General features: G+C 29.6%; 21 protein-coding genes and 2 riboswitches. Of the genes, 20 read left to right on the forward strand and 1 reads right to left on the reverse strand.

Annotation, left to right across the window (positions count from 1 at the left end):
• Positions 1-252, forward strand: a 252-nt coding sequence (locus KGF48_RS14775; protein WP_227843082.1) for a transposase, incomplete at its 5' end; no start/stop codon positions are given.
• 185 nt (positions 253-437) lie between these two features.
• Positions 438-866, forward strand: coding sequence for a 3-hydroxyacyl-ACP dehydratase FabZ (gene fabZ / locus KGF48_RS14780; RefSeq protein WP_227483562.1), 429 nt, complete (start codon positions 438-440; stop codon positions 864-866).
• Between the two features lie 135 nt (positions 867-1001).
• Here the strand turns inward: fabZ and yyaC are convergent, their stop codons facing one another.
• Positions 1002-1511: a spore protease YyaC gene (yyaC, locus tag KGF48_RS14785; RefSeq protein ID WP_021382545.1), complete on the reverse strand. Its 510-nt coding sequence runs from the start codon at positions 1509-1511 to the stop codon at positions 1002-1004.
• Between the two features lie 188 nt (positions 1512-1699).
• Positions 1700-1803, forward strand: a riboswitch (SAM riboswitch).
• Positions 1804-1939: 136 nt separating this feature from the next.
• Between yyaC and metK the strand changes: the two genes are divergently transcribed.
• The 18 genes from metK to KGF48_RS14875 all read left to right on the forward strand — a co-directional run bounded on the left by metK (position 1940) and on the right by KGF48_RS14875 (position 25185).
• Positions 1940-3133, forward strand: a complete 1194-nt coding sequence (gene metK / locus KGF48_RS14790; RefSeq protein WP_227840015.1) for a methionine adenosyltransferase — start codon at positions 1940-1942, stop codon at positions 3131-3133.
• A 334-nt stretch (positions 3134-3467) separates the two neighbouring features.
• Positions 3468-4565: a hypothetical protein gene (locus KGF48_RS14795; RefSeq protein WP_227840014.1), complete on the forward strand. Its 1098-nt coding sequence runs from the start codon at positions 3468-3470 to the stop codon at positions 4563-4565.
• A gap of 271 nt (positions 4566-4836) precedes the next feature.
• The gene (locus tag KGF48_RS14800; RefSeq protein ID WP_227840013.1) at positions 4837-7056 is read left to right on the forward strand and encodes an ATP-dependent RecD-like DNA helicase; all 2220 of its coding nucleotides are present in this window, start codon (positions 4837-4839) and stop codon (positions 7054-7056) included.
• Positions 7057-7058: 2 nt separating this feature from the next.
• A complete protein-coding gene (locus KGF48_RS14805; RefSeq protein ID WP_227856560.1) occupies positions 7059-7841 on the forward strand; it encodes a ComF family protein in 783 nt (260 codons plus the stop codon).
• A gap of 343 nt (positions 7842-8184) precedes the next feature.
• On the forward strand, positions 8185-10089 hold the full coding sequence (locus tag KGF48_RS14810) for a BglG family transcription antiterminator (protein WP_227840011.1): 1905 nt from the start codon (positions 8185-8187) through the stop codon (positions 10087-10089).
• A gap of 139 nt (positions 10090-10228) precedes the next feature.
• Positions 10229-10537 carry a PTS lactose/cellobiose transporter subunit IIA gene (locus KGF48_RS14815; protein ID WP_227483559.1) on the forward strand — a complete coding sequence of 103 codons (309 nt, stop codon included), beginning with the start codon at positions 10229-10231 and terminating at the stop codon, positions 10535-10537.
• A 26-nt stretch (positions 10538-10563) separates the two neighbouring features.
• Positions 10564-10890: a PTS sugar transporter subunit IIB gene (locus KGF48_RS14820; protein ID WP_227434553.1), complete on the forward strand. Its 327-nt coding sequence runs from the start codon at positions 10564-10566 to the stop codon at positions 10888-10890.
• A 46-nt stretch (positions 10891-10936) separates the two neighbouring features.
• On the forward strand, positions 10937-12271 hold the full coding sequence (celB, locus tag KGF48_RS14825; RefSeq protein WP_227842679.1) for a PTS cellobiose transporter subunit IIC: 1335 nt from the start codon (positions 10937-10939) through the stop codon (positions 12269-12271).
• 10 nt (positions 12272-12281) lie between these two features.
• Entirely contained in the window at positions 12282-12800 is a 519-nt protein-coding gene (locus tag KGF48_RS14830; RefSeq protein WP_227827874.1) for a GrdB-related putative oxidoreductase, read from the forward strand.
• Between the two features lie 95 nt (positions 12801-12895).
• Positions 12896-13855, forward strand: coding sequence for a N(4)-(beta-N-acetylglucosaminyl)-L-asparaginase (locus tag KGF48_RS14835; protein WP_227840007.1), 960 nt, complete (start codon positions 12896-12898; stop codon positions 13853-13855).
• Positions 13856-13909: 54 nt separating this feature from the next.
• Positions 13910-14962: a Sapep family Mn(2+)-dependent dipeptidase gene (locus KGF48_RS14840; protein ID WP_227840006.1), complete on the forward strand. Its 1053-nt coding sequence runs from the start codon at positions 13910-13912 to the stop codon at positions 14960-14962.
• A gap of 2 nt (positions 14963-14964) precedes the next feature.
• Complete coding sequence (locus KGF48_RS14845) at positions 14965-15639, forward strand: copper homeostasis protein CutC (protein WP_227840004.1); 675 nt, start codon at positions 14965-14967, stop codon at positions 15637-15639.
• Between the two features lie 556 nt (positions 15640-16195).
• Positions 16196-16747, forward strand: coding sequence for a ribosome hibernation-promoting factor, HPF/YfiA family (gene hpf, locus KGF48_RS14850; protein WP_227827870.1), 552 nt, complete (start codon positions 16196-16198; stop codon positions 16745-16747).
• Positions 16748-16878: 131 nt separating this feature from the next.
• Positions 16879-19554 (forward strand): preprotein translocase subunit SecA, encoded by a 2676-nt coding sequence (gene secA / locus KGF48_RS14855; protein ID WP_227827869.1) that lies wholly within the window; start codon positions 16879-16881, stop codon positions 19552-19554.
• Between the two features lie 14 nt (positions 19555-19568).
• Positions 19569-20676 (forward strand): peptide chain release factor 2 gene (gene prfB, locus KGF48_RS14860; RefSeq protein ID WP_227840001.1). Its coding sequence is split into 2 segments (ribosomal slippage): positions 19569-19643 and positions 19645-20676, totalling 1107 coding nucleotides; the frame shifts between segments, so codons are not numbered across the junction.
• Positions 20677-20822: 146 nt separating this feature from the next.
• The gene (locus KGF48_RS14865; RefSeq protein ID WP_227840000.1) at positions 20823-22964 is read left to right on the forward strand and encodes a Tex family protein; all 2142 of its coding nucleotides are present in this window, start codon (positions 20823-20825) and stop codon (positions 22962-22964) included.
• 147 nt (positions 22965-23111) lie between these two features.
• Positions 23112-24278 (forward strand): amidohydrolase, encoded by a 1167-nt coding sequence (locus KGF48_RS14870; RefSeq protein ID WP_227839998.1) that lies wholly within the window; start codon positions 23112-23114, stop codon positions 24276-24278.
• A 59-nt stretch (positions 24279-24337) separates the two neighbouring features.
• A riboswitch (FMN riboswitch) is annotated at positions 24338-24455 on the forward strand.
• Positions 24456-24579: 124 nt separating this feature from the next.
• A complete protein-coding gene (locus KGF48_RS14875; protein ID WP_227839996.1) occupies positions 24580-25185 on the forward strand; it encodes an ECF transporter S component in 606 nt (201 codons plus the stop codon).
• The last annotated feature ends 230 nt before the right edge of the window (positions 25186-25415 follow it).

Here is a 25415-nt window from a genome sequence, read left to right on the forward strand (position 1 = left end):
AAGGCTATAGCAAGTCAGAAATTCTTTGAGTTCAAAACTAAACTAATGTCTAAGTGTAAGCAAAATAATATAGAACTTAGAATTGTTGATAGATTTTATCCATCATCAAAGACTTGTAGCCAGTGTGGAGAGGTTAATAAGAATTTAAAACTTAAAGATAGAGTTTATAAATGTAGTTGTGGTTTATCTATTGATAGAGATTTAAATGCAAGTATTAATCTTAAAAATGCTAAAAAATATAAGGTAGCTTAAATACAAAGTAATTTTCCCACACGTGGCTCAAAAGCACTTATATATGTACGGAGGGCTAACTTCGGAATTTAAGCCTTTGGAGAACTATACCAAATCGTAGTAGCTTAGGCAAGGCGAGGTTCAGTGAAGAAGGAAAAATCTCGATATGGATATATTTGACCATATTTTGAGTAGCAGAGTTTAAAATGTTAAATATAGATGAAATAAAAGAATTAATACCACATAGATATCCATTTTTATTAGTGGACAAGATTACAGAGTTAGAAGTTGGAAAAAGAGCTGTTGGTATAAAAAATGTAACAGTTAATGAACCATTTTTTCAAGGTCATTTTCCAAATTACCCATTGATGCCAGGCGTGTTGATAGTAGAAGCTCTAGCACAAGTGTGTGGAGTGGCAATGATGTCTTTGGAAGAAAATAAAGGGAAATTAGGTGTATTTGCTGGTATTGATAAAGTTAGAATCAAGAGAGAAGTAAGACCAGGAGATACATTGACTATGGAAGTTGAAATGACAACGCTTAGAAGAAATATAGCAAAAGCAGATGCTAAAGCTTATGTTGGTGAAGAACTTGTCTGTAAAGGTGAGTTAATGTTTGCTCTAGTAGAGAAATAAAATTTTTAAGAGTGAAAACAGAAGAATAAATATCAAAATAAAAAGGTAGATAATTTGGAGTATTTATTAAATTAAATACTCTATAGTATCTACCCTTTTAATACAAAAAATTTTATCAGTTACCTTATATAAGATTTAAGTAGATACCAATAGTGCTAAGGCTATTGTTTCAGCTAAGTCTAGTATAAAGCTAAGACGTATATTATTAAATGAAAGTCTGTTATTTTCATCAATTTTATCTACAATTCCTACTATAGAATAATTTCCTATTTGAGGTAGTTTTTTTCCCACACCTTTTCCAGGCAGGATAGGTCCTTCTCTAATCTGTATATTACCTATGTTACTCTGTGACCCCAAGCAAGCATCTATAGCCAAGAAGTTACCTTGCATATGTGTATTTTTTATAGTATCTAAAGACTCATATATATTTAAGGCGTGAATAGGGTTATCTAGTGTACCGTAAACGGGGTATTTAAATTTACTGTTTTTAAGTATTGTTCCAACTAAAGGGCCTAAAGTATCACCTATAGCCCTGTCTGTTCCTATGCAAACAACAATCGTATTTTCATTAATTATGGTTTTGAGAACTGAACTTAGCATCTGTATAACATCATCATCGCTGTAATTTACTTTAGCTAAATACAATAGGAACACCCCCTTCAAAAAAATATATGAATAAAAAACATTAAAAAGACCTAACTTTAAATTTCAGATAGAGATAATATTTTATTTGTCTCACAAAAAAAGTAATGGCAAAAATATGACTAAAAATCTTGACAAAATTTTAAAAAAATAGTAAGCTAATAAGGTAAAATAAAACTTAAATCTTGATTACCTTATCAAGAGAGGCTGAGGGATAGGCCCTGTGAAGCCCAGCAACCACCCAAATGGGAAAAGGTGCTAATTCCTGCAAGACAAAAGTCTTGAGAGATGAGGTCAGTTAATTAGTATGCGATTACGATTATTAACCTCTTCTTATAAGGAGAGGTTTTTTATTTTGAGTAAAATTTCTAAGAATTGAAGATAAGGTAAAACCTATAATAAAAATTAAGAATGAATAAGGAGGAACAAAAATGGCAAGACATTTATTTACGTCAGAATCAGTTACAGAAGGACATCCTGATAAGATATGTGACCAAATATCAGATTCAATATTAGATGCATTGTTAGAAAAAGACCCACAATCTAGAGTAGCTTGTGAAACTACAGTAACAACAGGCTTAGTTTTAGTAGCTGGAGAAATAAGTACATCTGCTTATGTAGATATACCTAAATTAGTAAGAGAAACAGTAAAAGAAATTGGATATACAAGAGCAAAATATGGATTTGACTGTGACACTTGTGCAGTTATAACTTCTATAGATGAACAATCTGGAGATATAGCTATGGGAGTTGATGAAGGTCTAGAGAGTAAGACTGGAGAAGAAATAGAACAAGAAATAGAAAAAGTGGGAGCTGGAGACCAAGGTATAATGTTTGGATTTGCATGTAATGAAACTCCAGAATTAATGCCACTTCCAATATCATTAGCTCATAAATTATCAAGAAGACTTACAGAAGTTAGAAAGACAGGTTTAGTTGATTATTTAAGACCAGATGGAAAAACTCAAGTTACTGTTGAATATGAAGGAAATAAAGCTATAAGAGTACATACAGTTCTTATATCAGCTCAACATTGTGAAACAGTATCAAATGATAAGATAAGACAAGATTTAATTGAGCATGTTATAAAATCAGTTATACCAGCTGAATTACTTGATGAAGATACTAAAATTTATATAAACCCAACAGGAAGATTCGTTATAGGAGGACCTCAAGGAGATACAGGTCTTACAGGAAGAAAAATAATAATAGACACTTATGGTGGATATTCTAGACATGGTGGAGGAGCTTTTTCAGGAAAAGACCCTACAAAAGTTGATAGATCTGCTGCTTATGCCGCTAGATATGTGGCTAAAAATATTGTTGCAGCTGGACTTGCAGATAAATGTGAGATAGAACTTGCATATGCCATAGGTATAGCTAGACCATTATCTATATTTATAGATACTTTTGGGACAGGCAAAGTTTCAGAAGAAAAGCTTGTTGAACTAGTAAACAAACACTTTGATTTAAGACCAGGAGCAATAATAAGAGATTTAGATTTAAGAAAGCCTCTTTACAAAAAGGTTGCTGCTTATGGTCACTTTGGTAGAACTGATATAGATTTACCATGGGAAAAAACTGATAAAGTAGAACAATTAAGAAAAGACGCATTAGGTGAATAGTGCTTAGACAAGGAACTGCTAGAATGTAATTTTATAATTACGTTTTAGCAGTTTTTTATTTTATGATTAAATATATTTAATAAATACTAATTTTCAATCATATAATAAAGAAACATTATTTAGTGAGATTAATATATTTCATTATATAATATTGCATTAAATTAATACATATTAGGAGACATATGTTAAAAACTGGTTAAGATTTCGTTAAGTAATGTTAAATAATTCAAAAAATATTGAAAAGCATCAATAATACAACTAATATAGTCTTAATAAACTTACATTAAATTTTACTTATTAAAAAATTTATTTTATTTAGGAGGGAGTAGTGTGTATGTCGAGTAAAATGAACATCAAAATGGTTATAAGTTTTGCTGGAGCATATGTAGCGACTGTAATAGGTTCTGGATTTGCAACTGGTCAAGAGATATTACAATTCTTTACGTTTTATGGGTATGCTGGTATTATAGGAGGAATAATATCTATGGTATTATTCTCATGGTTTGGAGCAGAAGTTATAGAAAAAGGGAGAGAACTAAAGCTTAAAGAGCCAATAAAGATTTATCAAGTATATTGTGGAAAATATCTTGGTACATTTTTTGAATGGTTTGGACCATTGTTTTTGTTTGGTACATTAGTAATAATGATTGCAGGAGCAGGAGCTACATTGTCAGAGTATTATGGGCTAAATCCATATGTAGGTAGAATTGGCATGGCAATAGTTTCCCTAATAACTGTATCTCTAGGTTTGACAAGACTTTCCAAGATACTAGGCAATATAGGTCCTATAATAATAATATTTACACTTTTAGTGGGAGCAATTAGTTTATTTAGTAATATTGGTGCTTTATCAAATGCAGGAGCTATAGTTGATAGTCTAAACGTTAAAACTGCTACATCAAATGGATATTTCTCAGGTGTACTTTATACTTGCTATAATGTAATAATAGTAATAACATTCTTGACAGGAATGGGAGCTTCAGCAGTAAATAAGAAAGATGCTGTATGGGGAGGTATAGTAGGTGGAGTAGCACTTATGGCAGCAGCTATAATGATGAATCTAGCACTACTTTCAGATGTAGGAAATATATACACAAAAGAAATACCAGCTCTTTATTTAGCTGACAAGATATCTCCAATTATAGGTATTTTATTCTCAGTAGTACTTTTATTAGGAATATATACTACAGCTGTACCATTATTATGGTCAGTAACTAATAGATTTGTGGAAGATGACCATCCTAAATTTAAAATAATAACAGTAGTAGTAAGCATATTAGCATGTATAGGAGGATTATTACCATTTGATAAACTTGTAGGGACATTATATCCATACACAGGTTATATGGGAATTTTAATTTTACTATGTATGCTTTATCGAAGAATTACCAAAACTGAAGGATATAAGGAAAATAAATCTGAAGTAAATTAATATCAAAATAAATTTGTGAAATTTAATCTATGTTTTAGAAGCAAGCTGGTTGAAATAAAATAATTATTTGTATATGGTGCCTTTATTTTAAGGTACCATATTTTTAGGATGCAGATTTTTTTTGTTTCTGATAAAATGTATAATAGTTGGAAATTAAGTTAAGTATAAAAATATAGAAAAATTTTCTGATAGAATCCTATCATAGAACTTAATATATTTAAGTATACTAACATGCAAACGGAACAATTATTAGTATTTTTAGGAGATAAAAATGGAAAAATTAGAAGGAATGATAAGTGAAATAGTCTTTAAAAATGAAGATAATGGCTATACAATAGCTCATCTGGTAAATGAAAATGATGAAATTGTTGTTGTAGGATGTATGCCTACCTTAGCAATGGGAGAGAGTATAGAAGTTGAAGGTAAATGGGTAAACCACAAAATTTATGGAACTCAATTTGAAGTGAATAGTTTTATGCCAGTGACACCATCATCTTTAGAAGGAATTTATGTTTACTTATCTTCTGGTATGATACATGGAATTGGCGAAAAAATGGCTAAGAGAATAATTGATAAGTTTGGTGTTGATACACTAGATGTAATACAAAATTACCCAGAAAAATTACAAGAAGTAGAGGGTATAGGCAGTAAAAAGGTAAAGCAAATAGTAAAGAGTTATGAAGAAGATAGAGAATTAAGAAACATAATAATAGAACTATCTCCTTTTGGAATAACACCCAATTACTGTCTAAAAATATATAAAAAATATAAAAGTAGTGCAATAGAAATTATAAATAAAAATCCATATCAGCTTGCTGAAGACATAAGAGGAATAGGGTTTAAAGTAGCTGATAGTATAGCTAATAAAATTGGCATAGATAAAAATTCTAAAGATAGAGTATGTCAAGGAATATTATATACCTTAAATAAATCCCTAAGTAATGGACATACATATTTACCAGAACACATTCTAATACAAGATTCGGAAAAATTGTTGGAGTTAAGTGGAGACATAGTAAAAGAATGTGTAATGATGTTGGTATATAATCAAAAAATACATATAGAAAAAGTAAATAATGAAAATCTCATATATCTTATGCCATACTACCTATCTGAAAATGGAGTATGTAGTCAAATAGTAAAATTGTCGCAGTATGAATTTGAAGATTTGAATATAGATATAGAAAATGAAATTAAAATTTTAGAAGATGATAAGAAAATTAAGTTAGCAGAGAAACAAGTTTTAGCAGTTAAAGAATCTATGAACAGTGGAGTATTAATTATAACTGGTGGTCCAGGTACTGGAAAGACTACTACTATTAATGCAATTATAGATATATTTGAAAATAATGGTAAAAGCGTAACTTTAGCTGCTCCAACGGGAAGAGCAGCTAAGAGAATGAGTGAAACTTCTAATAAAGAAGCAAAGACTATACATAGATTATTAGAAATGGGATTTTCAACAGATGATGATTTAACATTTTTTAAAGATGAAGAAGACCCGATAAACTCAGATGTAATAATAGTCGATGAAGTATCAATGGTAGATATTATCTTAATGTATAATTTACTTAGAGCAATAAAATTAGGAACAAGAGTAATATTAGTTGGGGATAGTGACCAATTACCTTCTGTAGGTGCGGGTAATGTACTTAAGGACATGATAGACTCAAATATTATAAATGTGGTCAAATTAAATGAAATATTTAGACAAGCTCAAGAAAGTATGATAATTGTGAATGCGCATAAGATAAATAATGGCGAACCACTTCATTTAAATACAAAGGGAAAAGACTTCTTTTTTATAAGAAAATCAACGAATGAAGAGATATTGAATGAAATAATAGGTTTGGTAAATGAAAGACTACCTAAATTTTATAATGTTGATAAACTAAAAGATATACAGGTTTTATCTTCAATGAGAAAAGGAGAGCTAGGAGTTACCAATCTGAATATAGAGTTACAAAAGTATCTTAACAAAAAGGAGAAGTTTAAAGTAGAAGAAAGTTTTTCTAAAAGGTTGTTTAGAGTTGGTGACAAGGTAATGCAAGTAAAAAATAATTATACAAAAAAATGGGAGACAGAAGACCAAAAGGAAAGTGGGGAAGGTATATATAATGGAGATATAGGCTATGTATATCATATAGATAAAGATAAGAAAACTATTTATGTGTTATTTGACCAAACTAAAATTGTATCATATTTATATGATGAGTTAGATGAGATTGACCATAGTTTTTGTACAACTATACATAAAAGTCAAGGAAGTGAATTTCCAGTTGTAGTGATACCAATAACTTGGGCTCCTCCTATGTTATTAAGCCGTAATTTATTATATACAGCAGTGACAAGAGCAAAAAAATTAGTTGTATTAGTTGGAGATGTGAAATATTTGGAATATATGATAAAAAATAATAGAGTAAATCAAAGATATTCAAACTTAGGATATAAGCTAAATAAATTCAAACAAGAAGGGCTGTTGATAGAGTAAATATGAAAATATGCAATGATAATTTTATTAAGAGTCTTAGAAATCTGATTAATAAATGTCTGGATTTTATTTATCCTGAAAATATAAATTGCATAATTTGTGATAAATCAATAAAAAAAACTAATACCTATTCAGTCTGTAAAAGTTGTTTTGATGAAATGAATTTTATACTAAATGGGTGCATAAAATGTGGAAAGCCAATCATACATCATTCGCTTGAAAAAGAATTTATTGAAGGATGTAGCTATTGTTTTGATAAAAGTTTTTATTTTGATAAGTCAATCTCCTGTATTGAATACAATGATATAACTAAAAAAATAATATTAGGATTAAAGTACAATCAAAAAACATTTATGGCTAAATACATAGCTCAAATAATGAAAGAAAAGTTGGATTTAGAAAATGTGAAATTTGATTATATATTATTTGTTCCACTTCATAGGAAAAGACTTAATAAAAGAGGATTTAATCAAGCACGAAAAATAGCTTTGAGTTTGAGTAAAATAACAAATGTTCCAATATTAGATTGTATATCTAGGGAAAAAAATACAAGGATGCTCTATAAGTTAAGTAAACAAGAGCGAAAAAAGGAATTAAAAAATGTATTTGCTGTTAACGAAAATATTAAATTAATAAATAATAAAAATGTACTTTTGATAGATGATATATTTACAACTGGCTTGACAACAAATGAAATATCTAAGATTTTAAAGTTATCTGGTGTTAATAAGGTTTTTGTAATGACTTTGCTTACAAGAGCAAATGACAACTATGTTATGGAATAATCTTATATATTGACAATTTCACTTTAAAATATTAAAATGAATAAGTGATATTTAGGTCTGTGGTTGAAAGTCCAAGCCAGTCGCAGGCAAAAGGATCCACGTAAGTTAACACTAAAAGTTGAGTTAATGAGCATGGTGCGGCTTAGAAGTAAGACCTACCGATAATAAAATCGAGAGAGAGTAGTAGTGCGGCGAACCCAAGCGAACCCTCCAGTAGGCGAGTGTGGGGTCAAAGACCAGGTCAGCTAAATATCATATTAAAAGAGAGCTAACATAATGTTTTTATGTGTAGCTCTTTTTTATATATAATAAATTTAGAATGAGTCATAAAGAGGTGATATATATGAACAAAAGACAAGAGAATTTGTTGACAGTATTGCTATTAAAAGAAGAATTTATAAATATCAATGAGATTGCTAACGATTTTGAGTGCTCAGAGAGAACAATAAGAAATGATTGTAAGTACATTGATGAATGGTTATCTACTTTTTGTAGTGCTTATATTAAAAGAAAGCCTAACATAGGGATTAAGTTTAGTGGAGATGATACGGATAAAATAGTAGTAAATCAGAAGTTAAGAGGTGAAGTTAAAAGAGTAAATAGTGAACTTCATAAACAAGTTGAGATATTGAATCTATTACTTTGCAATAATAAGAAAGTTACCTTAAATGATTTATCCAATAAATTGTATATAAATAAAAATATTGCTAGAGAAGAAATAAATAAATTATCAGTAGAATTAAGTAATTATAATTTAAAAATTTCAACTAAAACAGGTAGTGGTATATGTATTGAGGGAAATGAGAAAGACATAAGGATAATGTTAGTGGCGTTCTTATTTAAATATATAGATAAATACAGACTAAACATGGATGAAATAGAATATTTCCATATGGTAGACATAATAGTTGTCAAAAATATAATGTCTATGATAGAAGATAAAATGGATATAAGACTTACAGATGTCTCATTCAGGCAATTGATGTTATTTTTACTTATAAATATCATACGAATAAGGTTAGGGAATTCTTTTGAAATATTAAATATTAAAAAAGAACTAAAGTTAGAAATTCTTATATTAGATATAGAAAATGAGTTGAAATCCAGTCTGTCTATAGTGTTAAACCATGAAGAAAAATTATTTATAGAGTCACTAATACTTGGTATGAATAAACAAATAAATAGTAAAGATACTAAAAAATCACTATACCTTAATGAAGAATTATCAGAGTACACAAAAAGAATTATAAATCTAGTATCAGAAGAATCAGGTATAAACTTTAATAATGATATATTGCTTTATGACCAATTAATATGTCACTTAAATGTTACAATGTACCAAATGCAAAGTAATGTTTATTTGGAAAATCCACTTTTAGATAATATAAAAAATAAATTTTGTTTTTTATTTACAGTAATTTCAAATTCAATAGGAATTGAGCAAAAAGAAAAACAAATAACTGAAGATGAAATAGGTTATCTTACTCTTCACTTTCAAACATCTTTAGAAAGAAAAAGTAATAAGAGAGAATCAACTAAAAAAGCAAGTATCGTATGCCCATTTAGCTTTGGAGTAAGTATGTTGCTAAAAGTAAAGATAGAAAAGAGATTTAATAATATAGAAATAGTTGAAACTCTAAGGGAAGAAGATTTAAGAAGAGATAACTTCAATAAAATGATAGATTTTATAATTGCATTTCAAGAATATGAAAATGTACAAAAGCCAATTTTTATAACAACACCACTATTTACTGATGAAGATGAAAATAAACTTAAAGAATTTACCAACAAAATAAAAGAAAAAGATACATCATATAAACTTATGAATAGATTAATGATGTCTGATTATTTAATAAGAGAGCTAGAACATAATGATATTTATGAGGCTATAGCATACTTAACTAATTTATTAATCGAAAAGCATTATGCAGATAAGGAGTATTTAAATTCTATTATAGAAAGAGAAAAGGCATATCCAACTAATGTTGGGAAAGGAATATTGTTTCCTCACGGAGATATGAAATACATAAAACAATCTGTCTTATGTTTTGCAAGATTGAAAACACCAATAAAAATTAGAAATGGAAAATACATAAAGATTATACTTTTGTTAGCTTATAAAAAAGATGATGATAGAAAAGTATTTAGAGAATTATTCAAAGAAATATCTAAATTGACAGAAGATGAAAATATGCTTGATGTGCTAAGTAAATGTGATATTAAAAATATAAAAAATATTCTTATATAAATTTATATCAAAATGTGAATAAGCACAAAATTTTCCATCCAATGGAAAAAGTTGTGCATGTTTTTTTGTTTTTATAAGATATGATATATCTATCAGATAGAAATCAGTTAAAAGTAGACAAGTAATTTAGGAGGAAGAAATGGAAGAAATAGTATTAAAGATTATAATTCATGCTGGAAATGCAAAATCTATGCTTTACGAAGCTCTTGATTGTGCAAAGGAAAACGATTTTGAAAAGGCTGATGAATTAATCGAAAGTGCAAATGAAGAAATATTAAAAGCACATAAAGTACAAACAGAACTTATACAAAAGGAAGCAGGAGGAAATAAGTCAGATATATCTATCTTACTAATTCACTCTCAAGACCATTTAATGACTTGTATGAGTGAAAGAAACCTTATAAAAGAAATGATAGTGCTAAGAAAAGAAATTCAAAAACTAAAATAAAAAGTAATTAAGGGGGATTTAAGATAATGAAGAGAAAAGTATATTTATTTTGTAGTTTTGGGATGTCAACAAGCTTACTTGCAGGAAAGATGCAGAAAGTAGCAGATGAACACAATTTACCAATAGAAGTAGAAGCATTTCCAATAGCAGAAATTGATAAGATAGTTGCAGAAAAGAATCCAGATTGTATATTGTTAGGGCCTCAAGTTAAATACATGCTAAAGGAGTTAAAGCCAAAGTTTGAAGCTCAAGGAAAACCTGTGGATATAATAAACGAAACTGATTATGGAACTATGAATGGAGAAAAAGTATTAAAGCTTGCTATAAAATTAATAAAATCTAAACAAGCTTAAAGTCTTAAAATATAGTAAAAAGATACTGAGAAATGAGGGTGGATAGATGAATAAATTGGAAAGAATACTTATGCCATTGGCTGAAAAAATAGGTAAAAATAAATTATTAATTGCAATTAGAGATGGTTTTTTAGTATCATCACCATTATTGATAATAGGGTCGTTATTTTTATTAGTAGCGAACTTCCCAATAAAAGGATGGGACGAATTCGTAGGTCAAATTTTTGGTCCAGATTGGGCAGTAAAATTACAACAACCAACTATAGCGACTTTTGAAGTAATGACTTTACTTGCAGTTTTAGGAATTGGTTACTCTTATGCTAAACAAATAGATGTAGACCCAATTGCATCAGCAGCAGTTGCAATAGTAGCTTTTTTTATAGTGACACCATTTGTAATACCATATACACCAGAAGGAACAAAGGCAGTCTATATGGTAACAGGTATCCCATTAGGTTGGATGGGTTCTAAGGGAATGTTTGTAGGAATGATAACCGCAATAACATCTGTTAAATTATTTGCAGTAGTTGTTAAAAAAGGGTGGACATTGAAGATGCCAGATGGAGTTCCTCCAACTGTTTCAAAATCATTTGCTGCATTAATACCAAGTGCAATAGTTATGATAGTTTTCTTTTTAGTTAAGATTGCTTTTGAAGCTACACCATATGGAAGTATACATGAATTTATATTTAAGTTTTTACAAATGCCATTATTAAAATTAGGAAATAGTTTAGGTGCTATGGCAATAGCTTATATATTCTTACATTTATTCTGGTTCTTTGGAATAAATGGTAGTAGTGTTGTTGGAGCTGTCTATAATCCAATATTAAAAATTTTATCAGCTGAAAATTTAGCGGCTTTTCAAGCTGGTTCAAAAATACCAAACATAATAACTGGTCAATTCCAGGATATGTTTGCAACATTTGGTGGAGCAGGTAGTACACTATCCTTAATTATAGCTATGTTACTTATATGCAAAAGTAAACGTATAAAATCAATGGGTAAATTATCAATTCTACCAGGGATATTTGGAATAAATGAGCCATTAATATTTGGTCTACCAATAATGCTTAACCCAATATTATTGATACCATTTGCAATAGTTCCAACAATAAACATAATAATAGCTTATTTCTGTATGTCAGCAGGATTAGTACCACTTACAAATGGAGTTCAATTGCCATGGACAACTCCAATTATATTCTCTGGATTTCTAACAACAGGATGGCAAGGTGCTTTACTACAAATAATACTTCTTGTACTAGGAATATTTATGTACATGCCATTTATAAAAATGTTAGATAAACAATATTTAAAAGAAGAAAAAACAAATGTTGAAGAGGAAGATGATGATATATCTTTTGATGATTTAGTATTATAGGAGGAAAATTATGAAGAAAATAGTTATGATATTGGATCAAATACAAGCAGGTGCAGGTGGGAAAGAAAAAAGCAATATACCTCCTGCTGGAAAATCAAGCCCATTAGGTCCAGGTATAATGATGGAACCATTTTTAAAAGAATCTAAAGTGATAGCGACACTTTTTTGTGGGGATGAATTTTTTATAAACAATGAAGAAGAAGTAACAAATAAGATGATAGCTATGGTTAAAAAGTTAAATCCTGATGTAGTAATTTGCGGACCAAGTTTTAACTATGAAAATTTTTCTAAGATGTCAGCAATATTATCTAAAAGTATAAACAATAAAACGGATATACCAGCTTTTGCGGCTATGTCAGAAGAAAATACAGATATAATAAACGAATACAAAAATGATATATGTATAGTTAAGACACCTAAAAAAGGTGGAATTGGTCTTAACGATTCACTAAACAATATATGTAAATTAGCAAAATCAATAGCAAATAAAGAAGATATAACTTCAATGAGAGAAGAATTTTGTTATTAATTAATACTCCACCAATTGTCAAGTTTAAGTACCATACTATATTATGATTAAAGTATATGGATAGAGTTTATATAATTAAGGAGGGATTTTCTGATATGTGGGGAATGATAGCAACATGGAGAATGGCCATAGAAGGAATCACTGAAGCATCAGAACATTTAGAAAAAGGAATGGAAGCAGGAGATGCTGTAGAACTTGCTGTAAGAAAAGTTGAAGATTATCCATTCTATAAATCGGTTGGATATGGAGGACTTCCAAATGAAAACTGTGAAGTAGAACTTGATGCTGCATTTATGGATGGAAACACACTAGATATAGGAGCAGTTGCAGGTATAAGAGATTATTCTAATCCTGTCAGTATAGCTAGAAAACTAAGTTATGAGAAAGTGAATAATTTCTTAGTTGGAATAGGAGCTGAAGAGTATGCTCATAAAAATGGATTTGAAAGAAAAAATATGTTAACAGATAGAGCTAAGCTCCATTATAAGAAAAGGAAAAAAGAAACTTTAGATAAAGGATTAAGCCCATATGCTGGTCATGATACTGTTGGGATGATATCTTTAGATAAAAATGGAAAGATGTGTGCAGCAACCTCAACAAGTGGTCTATTTATGAAGAAAAGAGGTAGAATAGGAGATTCTGCACTATCTGGTTCGGGGTTCTTCGTTGATAGTAGCATAGGAGGGGCTACAGCTACTGGTCTTGGAGAAGATTTGATGAAAGGATGTATATCATATGAGATAGTTAGACTTATGAAAGAAGGAAAACATCCACAAGAGGCATGTGATATAGCAGTAAATGAGTTAGATGAACAGCTTATCAAAAGACGAGGAAAAGCTGGAGATTTATCATTAGTTGCTATGAATAATAAAGGAGAGTGGGGAGTAGCTACAAATATAGCTGACTTTACATTCTCAGTAGCTACTAAAGCAGAAACTCCTACAGTGTATATATCAAATAGAATAGATGGTAAAACTATACATAAGGTTGTTTCAAACGAGTGGATGGAAGCATATGAAGCTAGAATAAAGGCACCAATAGAAGTGAGTGAATAAAGTTTGTATTTATACAGTAAAGTAGAGTTCTTTAATATTTAAAAGGAGATTTTTATGAATATCATAAACAATAAAGTAGATGAGATAAAAGAAGATTTATTAAGTGATATTGTAGATATTGTAAAAATACCTAGCGTTGAAGGGGAGCCAGAAAATGGCTTCCCTTTTGGCGAAAAGGTAGGAAAAGCACTTAATAAAGCACTAGAAATTTCAAGAAAATTAGGATTTAAAGTTAGAAACTTAGACAATTATATTGGTTATGCAGAATATGGAGATAGTAAAGATTATATCTGTGTAATTGGCCATGTAGATGTAGTACATGAAGGTGAAAATTGGATATATCAACCTTATGGAGGAGATATATATAATGGAAGAATCTATGGTAGAGGGGTATTAGATAATAAAGGTCCTATAATGTGTGCTTTATATGGACTATATGTTATTAAAGAATTAAGTTTAAAGTTAGATAAAAAAGTTAGGATAATTTTTGGTACAAATGAAGAAAGTGGATTTAAAGATATACCATATTATTTAAAAAAAGAAAAACCTCCTATAATGGGGTTCACACCAGATTGCAAATATCCTGTTGTATATGGTGAAAAAGGTATGGCGAAAATTATAATCAAAAATAACTGTAACTATAAGGAAGATATATTTTTAAGCTTTATAGAAAATATGTCTGAAAAAGTGATTGTTACAAATCAAGAGTTACATAAAGAGAATAGTTACATAATGCTGGAGATAAAAGTAAAATATGACTTTAGTTATAAACTAGAAGATGTACTACATGAAATAAAATCTAATTTTCCTAATGGTACAGAGATAGAAGTAATTTGTAATTTTAATCCTGTATATTTTGATAAGGATAGTAAGCTTGTTAAAAAACTTCAAATAGCTTATGAAAGAGTAACATCATTAGATGGTACTCCAGTAACAACTAATGGAGGTACATATGCAAAAGTAATGCCAAATATAGTTCCATTTGGACCTTCGTTTCCAGGACAAAAAGGAATAGCACATAATCACGACGAATATATGGATATAGATGATATAATTTTAAATGCAAAGATATTTGCAAATGCAATATATGAATTAGCAAAGGAGTAGTTATGTTAGAGATAATAGGAATGACAGTAGAAGACGCTAAGATTATAGAAGATTGTGGCGCAGATAGAATAGAATTAGTTAGTGCTTTAACTGAAGGAGGACTGACACCAAGCTTTGGCCTTATAGAAAGTGTTGTTAACAGTGTAAAGATACCTGTGAATGTAATGATAAGACCTCATGCCAAAAGTTTTGTGTATAGTAAAGAGGATATAAATATAATGTTAAAAGATATAAATACAGTCAAAGAGATTGGAGCTAATGGCGTTGTATTTGGAATGCTAGATAAGAATGATAATATAGACGAAGAAAATTTAGATTTTTTGTTGCAATACTGCGATAATCTTGATGTTACATTTCATAGAGCAATAGATGAATCAAATACAATAGAAAGTGTTAATATTCTAAAGAATTATGACAGAATTACAAATATACTAACATCAGGGGGCAAGGGAAATATAAAAGATAATATAAAAATTATAAAAGATATGATGCTTAACTCTAATAATATAAAAATTCTTTTAGGTGGAGGTCTTGATTTTAATAATATAGTTGAAATAAAGGGAGTAACTAAGGCAAATAATTTTCATTTTGGTACAGCTGTTAGAATAGATAAGAGTCCATTTGAAGATATAGACGGACAAAAGCTTAAACAATTAGTAGATATAATTTCGAAATAATATAAACATATATGATTTATACAACTTATTAGATTAAATAAAGAGTGTTAGTCAATTGTAGTTTGGGTATATGAATATTGATTAAGAAATTATTGTTATGATGCTTTACTACTTTTAGGTAATCTTGAAGCTAAACTAAATAGTGAAAGAAAAAATGAAATATGGAGGTCTTAGAAGGTGGATAACTATGAAAAATTTATAAAAGTTAAGTGGCATAGAATACATATAATTTCCTAAAATTACCACTTTATGACATGAATTCACATATTAATAAACAATTATTGGAGATATTTGTGGATAGAAAGGGCAATAAAAATAGCTTTAAATACACAGGAACAAGAGTTATTAACAGTTTTATCCACATTATCCACAGGGTATTGTTATAATATTAATCCACATAAGCGTTAAGGTGATTAAAAATGAAAAATAATTCTATCAATTGAATAGAAAAAATCACAAAAGTTAATAATAAAAGAAGGATTATGAGAGTTCGTGTAGAATATATTATTAAAGTATAAATTTTCTTATACTGGCATAATTGAAGGGAGATGTACTTATGAACATAATTATATCTGGAAAACAAATCGAATTGACTGATGCAATAAAAAATAAAATCGAAAGCAAATTAAGTAAGTTAGATAATTACATTCATCCAGACACTGATGTAAAGGTTACAGTAAGTGCTAGAAAAACAAGACAAAAAATAGAAGTAACAATAGCTACTGTAAATGGTCCTATAATTAGAGCAGAAGATATGCAGGAAAATTTATACACAGCTATAGATGTTGTATATGATAAATTAAGTAGACAATTAAAAAAATATAAAAAGAGACTACAAGATAAGCATCAAGACAATAAGAGTATAAGATTCCAAGATGCAGAGATAAATCTAGCAGATGAACAAGAAGATTACGAAGATGAAAATCAAGATATAGTAATTCAAAGACGTAAGAAGTTTAGTGTTAAGCCAATGAGCGAAGAAGAAGCTGTATTACAAATGGAATTAGTAGGACATGATTTCTATATGTTCAAGAATATAGATTCAGATGAAATAGCCGTAGTTTATAAACGTCATAATGGCGGATATGGTATAATAGAACATGAATAAAGCAATTTAGATTTAATCATATTAGCTATCGATAAATTATTTATCGATAGCTTTTTAAATTAATATTAAAAGTATAGTTTTTATGGTAAAATGAATAATAGTACAATAAAGAACGAGGAGAGATGTAAAATATGAGCTTTATGGATAGTTTATTCAACATGGCAGATAAAAAAGAATTGAAAAAGTTCAGTAAGACTGTTGATATAATAGATTCATTAGAACCTAAATTTGAATCTATGGCAGACTCGGAACTTAAAAATATGACAAATACATTTAAAGAAAGATTAGAAAATGGAGAAAGTATAGATGATATACTTCCAGAAGCATTTGCAGTAGTCAGAGAGACTTCTAAAAGAGTATTAGGTCTTAGACACTACAGAGTTCAAATGATTGGAGGTATAGTATTACATCAAGGAAGAATAGCTGAGATGAAAACAGGTGAAGGTAAAACTTTGGTTGCAACTGCTCCTGTTTATTTGAATGCTCTTACTGGAAAAGGTGTACATGTTGTAACAGTAAATGACTACCTTGCAAAACGTGATAGAGACCAAATGGCAAAAGTTTATGAGTTTTTAGGAATGAGTGTAGGTGTTATTGTACATGGTCAAAATCCAAAAGTTAGAAAAGAACAATATGATTGTGATATAACTTATGGTACAAATAATGAATACGGATTTGACTACTTAAAAGACAATATGGTAATACACAAAGAGCAAAGAGTTCAAAGAGGATTAAATTATGCGATAGTGGATGAGGTCGACTCTATACTTATAGATGAAGCTAGAACACCACTTATTATATCTGGTCCTGGAGATAAATCAACTCACTTATATTCAGATGCAAATACATTTGTGTTAACTTTAAAACCAGATGACTATGAATTAGAAGAAAAAGATAAGGCTGTATCTCTAACAGCATCAGGTATACAAAAAGCAGAGGTATATTTTAATGTTGATAATATAACAGATATATCTCATACAGAGTTATACCACCATATAAATCAGGCTCTAAGAGCACATGTAATAATGAAAAAAGATGTTGATTATGTTGCTAAAGATGGAGAAATAGTAATAGTTGATGAGTTTACTGGTAGACTTATGTTTGGTAGAAGATATTCAGAAGGCTTACATCAAGCAATAGAAGCAAAAGAAGGTCTTAAAATACAGAGAGAATCTAAAACACTAGCTACTGTAACATTCCAAAATTACTTTAGAATGTATAAAAAACTTTCAGGTATGACTGGTACAGCAAAAACAGAAGAAGAAGAGTTTAAAGCAATATATAAAATGGATGTTTTCCAAGTGCCTACTAATAAGCTTATGGTAAGAGAAGATTTACCAGATTGTGTATATAAAAGTGAGATAGGTAAATTTAACGCTGTAGCTGAAGAAATAATTGAAAGACACAAAGTTAATCAACCAATACTTGTAGGTACAGTTTCGATAGAAAAGTCAGAACTACTATCACAAATATTAAAGAAAAAAGGTATTAAACATGAAGTGTTAAACGCTAAACACCATGATAAAGAAGCAGAAATAATAGCACAAGCAGGTAGACTTGGAGCTGTTACAATAGCTACTAACATGGCTGGTCGTGGTACTGATATAGTTTTAGGTGGGAATCCAGATTTCTTAACTAAGAGAGAAATGAGAAGAAATGGATTTAAAGAAGATGTAGTAAATAGAGTTGATACTCCAATAGAAGGAATACCTGTGGCAGGAAATGAAATTTTATTTGAAGCTAGAGCAGAGTACGAAAGATTATATAAACAATTTAAGCAACAAACAGAAGAAGAACAAAAACAAGTGATAGAAGCAGGTGGACTTGCTATAATTGGTACAGAAAGACATGAATCTCGAAGAATAGATAACCAGTTAAGAGGTCGTGCTGGTCGTCAAGGTGACCCAGGTAGCTCAAGATTTTATATAGGGCTTGATGATGACCTTATGAGATTGTTTGGAAGTGATAGAATATCTGGAATCGTAAATAAAATAGGTCTTGAAGAAGACATGCCTATAGAACATAGAATATTATCTAAATCTATTGAAGGTGCACAAAAGAAAGTCGAAGGTAAAAACTTTGGAATAAGAAAACATGTACTTCAATATGATGATGTTATGAATAAGCAAAGAGAAATAATATATGCAGAGAGAAAACGTGTATTAGAAGGTGAAGATTTACAAGAGCAAGTACAGTCAATGACTCATTCTATAATAGAAGAATCAGTGACTCTTTATACAAAAGATAAAGGATTTGATGAAGACGGATTTAAGGAACATATGTATAATCTGTTTTTACCAAAAGGTAGTATAGAAATCCCAGAGATAGAAAAGCTTAATCCAGTTGAAATAACAGAAAAAGTTTATGAAATAGCTATGAAGATATATACTGCAAAAGAAGAACAAATAGGTTATGAAAGAATGAGAGAAGTTGAGAGAGTTATCTTACTTCAAGCTGTTGATAATCATTGGATAGACCATATAGATGCAATGGATCAATTACGTCAAGGTATAGGGCTTCGTGCTGTAGGTCAACAAGACCCAGTTATTGCTTATAAAATGGAAGGTTTTGATATGTTTGATGAGATGAATAAACATATCAAAGAAGATACTGTAAGATATTTATTTAATATAACAATAGAGGCTCCAGTGGAAAGAAAAGCAGTTGTAGATGTTGAAAATCTAACTTCTCCATCAGATGGAACTCTTCCAACAAGTAAAACTATTAAAAAAGATGAAAAGGTTGGAAGAAATGATTTATGTCCTTGTGGAAGTGGCAAGAAATATAAAAACTGTTGTGGAAGATAGTCTTGGAGGATTAAATGTTAAGGATACAAGAGTATAGACATAGTGTGGAGCAAATAGCTTCAAATTTAGAAGAATTGAGGGTTTCTCTTTGACGTAGCTTCATTGATGGAAAAGATAAAAATTAATGAAGAGAAGATAAACAAACAAGATTTTTGGAATGATAATGAAGTAGCACAAAAAGTACTTCAAGAAAATAAAGCTTTAAAAGAAACTCTAGATGAATATGAAAGTCTAAACAGCTTATTAGAAGATGTAGAAGTATTAATTGAAATAGGTCTAGAAGAAGAGGATGATTCTGTTGAAAAGGATATAGAAAAGTCTATAGAATCAATAGAAGAAAAATTATCTGAGATGAAAATAAAAACTCTTCTAAATGGTGAGTATGATAAAAATAATGCTATATTATCTATAAATGCTGGAACTGGAGGTCTAGACGCTCAAGATTGGGCTCAGATGCTTCTAAGAATGTATATAAGATGGGCAGAAGGTAAGGGTTATAAAGTTAAGCTTTTAGATATAATATCAGACCCTGAAGCGGGAATAAAGACAGCTACAATTCTTGTAGAGGGAACCAATACTTATGGATATTTAAAAAGTGAAAAAGGGGTTCATAGATTGGTAAGAATATCTCCATTTGACCCATCAGGAAAGAGACATACTTCATTTGCTTCTATAGATGTAACACCAGAGTTAGATGAAAATATAGAAGTGGAAATTAATCCATCAGATTTAAAGATAGACACATATAGAGCGTCTGGTGCTGGAGGACAGCATGTAAATACAACTGACTCAGCTGTTAGAATAACACATATTCCTACTGGTGTAGTGGTTCAGTGTCAAAATGAAAGGTCTCAACATTTAAATAAAGATAGAGCTATGAGACTTTTGATGGCAAAATTGATAGAGTTAAAAGAATTAGAGCAAAAGGAAAAAATAGAAGATATACAAGGCAAATACTCACAAATAACGTGGGGTAGCCAAATTAGGTCATATGTTTTCCAACCATATAAGTTAGTCAAAGACCATAGGACAAATGCTGAGTTTGGAAATGTAGATAGTGTGATGAATGGAAATATAGACTTGTTTATCAATGAATACTTAAAAATGAATAAGACAGTTTAATAAATAATGCACAGTAATTAAGATAGATATATAAGAAGGTTAGTGCTTACTATGCACTTTACAGCACTTAGGCTGAGGACTACAACCCTCAGCCTTCGTTCTGTTTGTTATACTTATGAAAAAACTAACATTAGGAGTGAAAAAAATTGGATATAAATCAAATCTTAAAAAATGAATTTAATCTCAGAGACGAACAAATAAATAATACACTAAAGCTTATTGATGAAGGAAATACAATACCCTTTATAGCTAGATACAGAAAAGAAATGACTGGTGAGATGAGTGATGTCACATTAAGAGAATTCTATGAAAAATTGATGTATCTAAGAAACCTTCAAAGTAGAAAAGATGATGTAGTTAGGTTAATAGATGAACAAGGAAAATTAACAGATGAGATAACACAAAATATAGAAAAAGCAAAAACACTACAAGAAGTAGAAGATATATATGCGCCATATAAACAAAAGAAAAGGACTAGAGCAACAATAGCAAAAGAAAAAGGGCTAGAAAATCTAGCAGTATCAATACTAGAGAGGAATCTAGATAATATAGATTTAGAGGCAAAGAGTTATATAAATGAAGAAAAAGAAGTAATTTCTGTTGAGGATGCCCTAAAAGGCGCAAGAGATATAATTGCAGAAACAGTTTCAGATGATGCTAAGATTAGAAAATACATAAGAGAGCTTGCTTTAAGAGAAGGAATGATAGTTAGTAAAAGTTCTACTGATGAGAAATCAGTTTATGATATGTATTATGATTATAGTGAAGCAGTAAAAAGTATGGCTCCACATAGAGTTTTAGCAATAAATAGAGGAGAAAAAGAGAATTTTTTAAAAGTTAAATTAGAAATAAATAATGATAAAGTTTTAAATTATATAGTAAATGAATATGTAAAGGATAAAAACTTTAAGAATAAAGATGAAATTGTAAATTCAATAGAAGATTCGTATAAAAGATTAATTTTCCCATCTATAGAAAGAGAAATAAGAAATCATCTGACAGAAATAGCTCAAGAAAGAGCTATAAGTGTATTTGGAAAAAATGTTAAAAGTTTATTACTTCAACCACCAGTTAAAGATAAAGTAGTTATGGGATTTGACCCTGCATTTAGAACTGGTTGCAAAATAGCAGTTGTAGATAAAAATGGTAAATTATTGGACTATACAACAGTATATCCAACAGACCCTCAAAATAATGTAGAAGGGGCAAAGAAGACTTTAAAAGAATTAATTGAGAAATATAATATAGATATAATTTCAATAGGAAATGGGACAGCATCAAGAGAATCAGAAACATTTGTATCAGAAATGATAAAGGAGATAGATAGAGAAGTTCAATATGTTATAGTCAGTGAGGCTGGTGCATCAGTTTATTCAGCATCTGAACTTGCAAATGAAGAACATCCAGATATAAATGTATCAATAAGAGGAGCTATATCTATAGCGAGAAGACTACAAGACCCATTAGCAGAACTTGTAAAAATAGACCCTAAGAGTATAGGTGTAGGTCAATATCAACATGACTTAAACAAGAAGAGATTAGAAGAAGTATTAAATGGAGTTGTTGAGGATTCTGTAAATAGTGTTGGAGTAGATTTAAATACTGCATCATATTCTCTCTTAGAGCATATTGCAGGAATAAGTAAGGTTATCGCAAAAAATATAATAGCATATAGAGAAGAAAATGGAGACTTTACATCAAGAGTCCAATTGAAAAAAGTAAAAAGACTTGGACCTCAAGCATTTACTCAATGTGCTGGATTTATGAGAATTTTAGATGGAAAAAATCCTCTAGATAATACAGGTGTACATCCTGAAAGTTATGATATATGCAAAAAAATGATTGAAATAATAGGATATTCTTTGGATGATATAAAAAATAAAAATATAGAAGAAATAGATGAAAAAGTTAAGGAAATTGGTTTGAGAGAATTAAGTGAAAAATTGGAAGTAGGTCAAGTTACTTTAAGAGATATAATAGCTGAAATCAAAAAACCAGGAAGAGACCCAAGAGAAGAAGGTATAAAGCCTATACTTAGAACTGATGTCCTAAAAATTGAAGATATACAAGAAGGAATGTCTTTAAAAGGTACCATAAGAAATGTTGTAGATTTTGGAGCATTTGTAGATATTGGAATAAAAAATGATGGATTAGTTCATAAATCAGAAATGAGTAATAGCTTTGTAAAAGACCCTATGAGTATTGTTACAGTAGGTGATATAGTAGATGTAAAAGTAATTGGAATTGACTTAAATAAAAAAAGAGTAGCATTGTCAATGAAAAAATAGGCTAATTTATGTTTAGTTATGCTACTTACATGTAACAATTATAAATGTAAGTAGCATAATAAAAAATTTAAGAAATTATGAAATGAGATTGTAAAAAAATAATATTTAAAATAATTAGTATAGTATTGAAAATCAGGAGGAAAATGAATGGTTTTTGTAAAAAATGGTAACATAAATACCATAACAAATGGAATAATTCAGGGAGATATACTTATAGACCAAGGAAAAATAATAGAAATAGGAAAAGATTTAATAGCACCTTTAGATGTAGAGGTGATAGATGCAAGTGGTAAATTTGTGTTTCCAGGGTTTATAGATGCCCATACTCATTTAGGATTATGGGAAGATGGTATAGGATTTGAAGGAGCAGATGGAAATGAAGAAACTGACCCAATAACACCACAATTAAATCCTATAGATGGAATTAATCCAATGGACAGAACATTTAAAGAAGCTTTTGAAGGTGGTATAACTTCTGTATGTACAACTCCTGGAAGTGCAAATGTTATGGGAGGTCAATGTATAGCTATAAAGACATATGGAAAAAGAATTGATAAAATGGTAATAAAAAATCCAGTAGCATCTAAAATAGCCTTTGGAGAAAATCCAAAAAGTTGTTATGGTCAAGATGATAAATCTCCACAAACTAGAATGGCAATAGCTTCATTACTTAGAGAAAATCTTAAAAAAGCAGAAGAATATTTAGAGGAAGTCGACCTGTATGAAAGCCATGATGATGAAGACTGTGAAAAACCTGAATATGATATAAAAATGGAAAGTTTGATACCTGTTTTAAGAGGAGAAATTCCTTTTAAAGCACATGCCCATAGAGCTGATGATATGTTCACAGCTATAAGGATTGCAAAAGAGTTTAATTTAAAGCTTACATTAGACCATTGTACAGAAGGTCATCTTATAGTAGATGAGCTATTGGAAGAAAGATTTCCTGTAATAGTAGGACCATCCTTATCAGAAAGGTCTAAATTTGAACTTAGAAATTTAACGTTTAATACAGCTGGAATACTTTCAAATGCAGGGCTTGATGTGTGTATAATGACAGACCATCCAGTAATACCAGTTCAATATCTTCCAATATGTGCAGGTATAGCAGTTAAGCATGGTATGAAAGAAGAAAAAGCAATAGAATCTATTACAATAAATCCAGCTAAGACTCTAGGGATTGAAGATAGAGTAGGTTCTATAGAAGTTGGTAAAGATGCAGATATAGTAATTTGGGATAATTCTCCACTAGAGATTCAAAGTAAGGTGCTTTACACGATAATAAATGGTAAAGTAGTGTACGAAAAAAAATAACTTGACAATTATTAAAAAATTAACTAATATAAGAGTGTAAGGAAAATTAAAAAATCAAAGAAGATCTTCGGGGCAGGGTGAGATTCCCTACCGGCGGTATAGCCCGCGAACTACTTAGGTGGTTGATTTGGTGAAATTCCAAAGCCGACAGTAAAGTCTGGATGAGAGAAGATATTTATGGAATATAAATAAGTTTATTTTAGTTTGTTTAAACTATATCCATAAAAACTCGAAGATAGGGTCTTCGAGTTTTTTGTTTTTCCTAAAAAATATAAATATATTTATTAGGAGGATAATAATTATGCAAAGTACAGCAAAAAGAGGTAATATGATTTCAACAAGAACTTTAGTAGTAATGTCAATTTTATCAGCAATATCTTATTTACTAATGTTTATTCAAGCACCAATACCAGGTATATTTCCAGATTTCTTAAAAATCGACTTATCAGATATTCCAGCAATATTTGGAGGAATGTCTTTAGGACCATTAGTTGGATTTGGAATAGTTGTAGTAAAAAATGTACTACAAGCGATTACAGCAACAACAACTGGAACAATAGGAGAGTTTGCAAATATATTAATTGGTGGTTCTTATGTAATGATACTTTGTTATTCATATAAGAGAAGTAAAGATTTAAAAGGTGTATTAATTGGTTTTGTATTAGGAACAATAGCAATGACTATAATTGGTTCATTAGTGAATTATTTTGTAATGTTACCACTTTATGGTCAAATGATGGGACTAGATGCTATAATAGGCTTAGGTTCAGCTCTAAATCCTAAAATTCACGACCTATTTACTTTTGTAATTTGGATGATAGCTCCATTTAATGTACTAAAAGCTGTGATAATATCTTTAGTAACATTACCACTTTATAAAAAAATGGGAAATGTAATAAAAAAATAATCAGACAAGAAAATATAAAATTTTAAAATTAAATATATTGGAAAGCCATAATTTATTTATAACTTCAGTCTCATGTTGTGATTGATGTATTAAATACATTATGGCTTTATTAATTTATCAAAAAATGTATTTAAAATAAGAAATATTTAGACAGATTTAATTTTTAAAATAAAGGAAGAATTAAAACGATTAACTATTAAAATACTAAAAAGGTATCTACAATATGCAGA

Source organism: Clostridioides sp. ZZV15-6388, from assembly GCF_020657755.1.
In the GTDB taxonomy this organism is placed as follows: domain Bacteria; phylum Bacillota; class Clostridia; order Peptostreptococcales; family Peptostreptococcaceae; genus Clostridioides.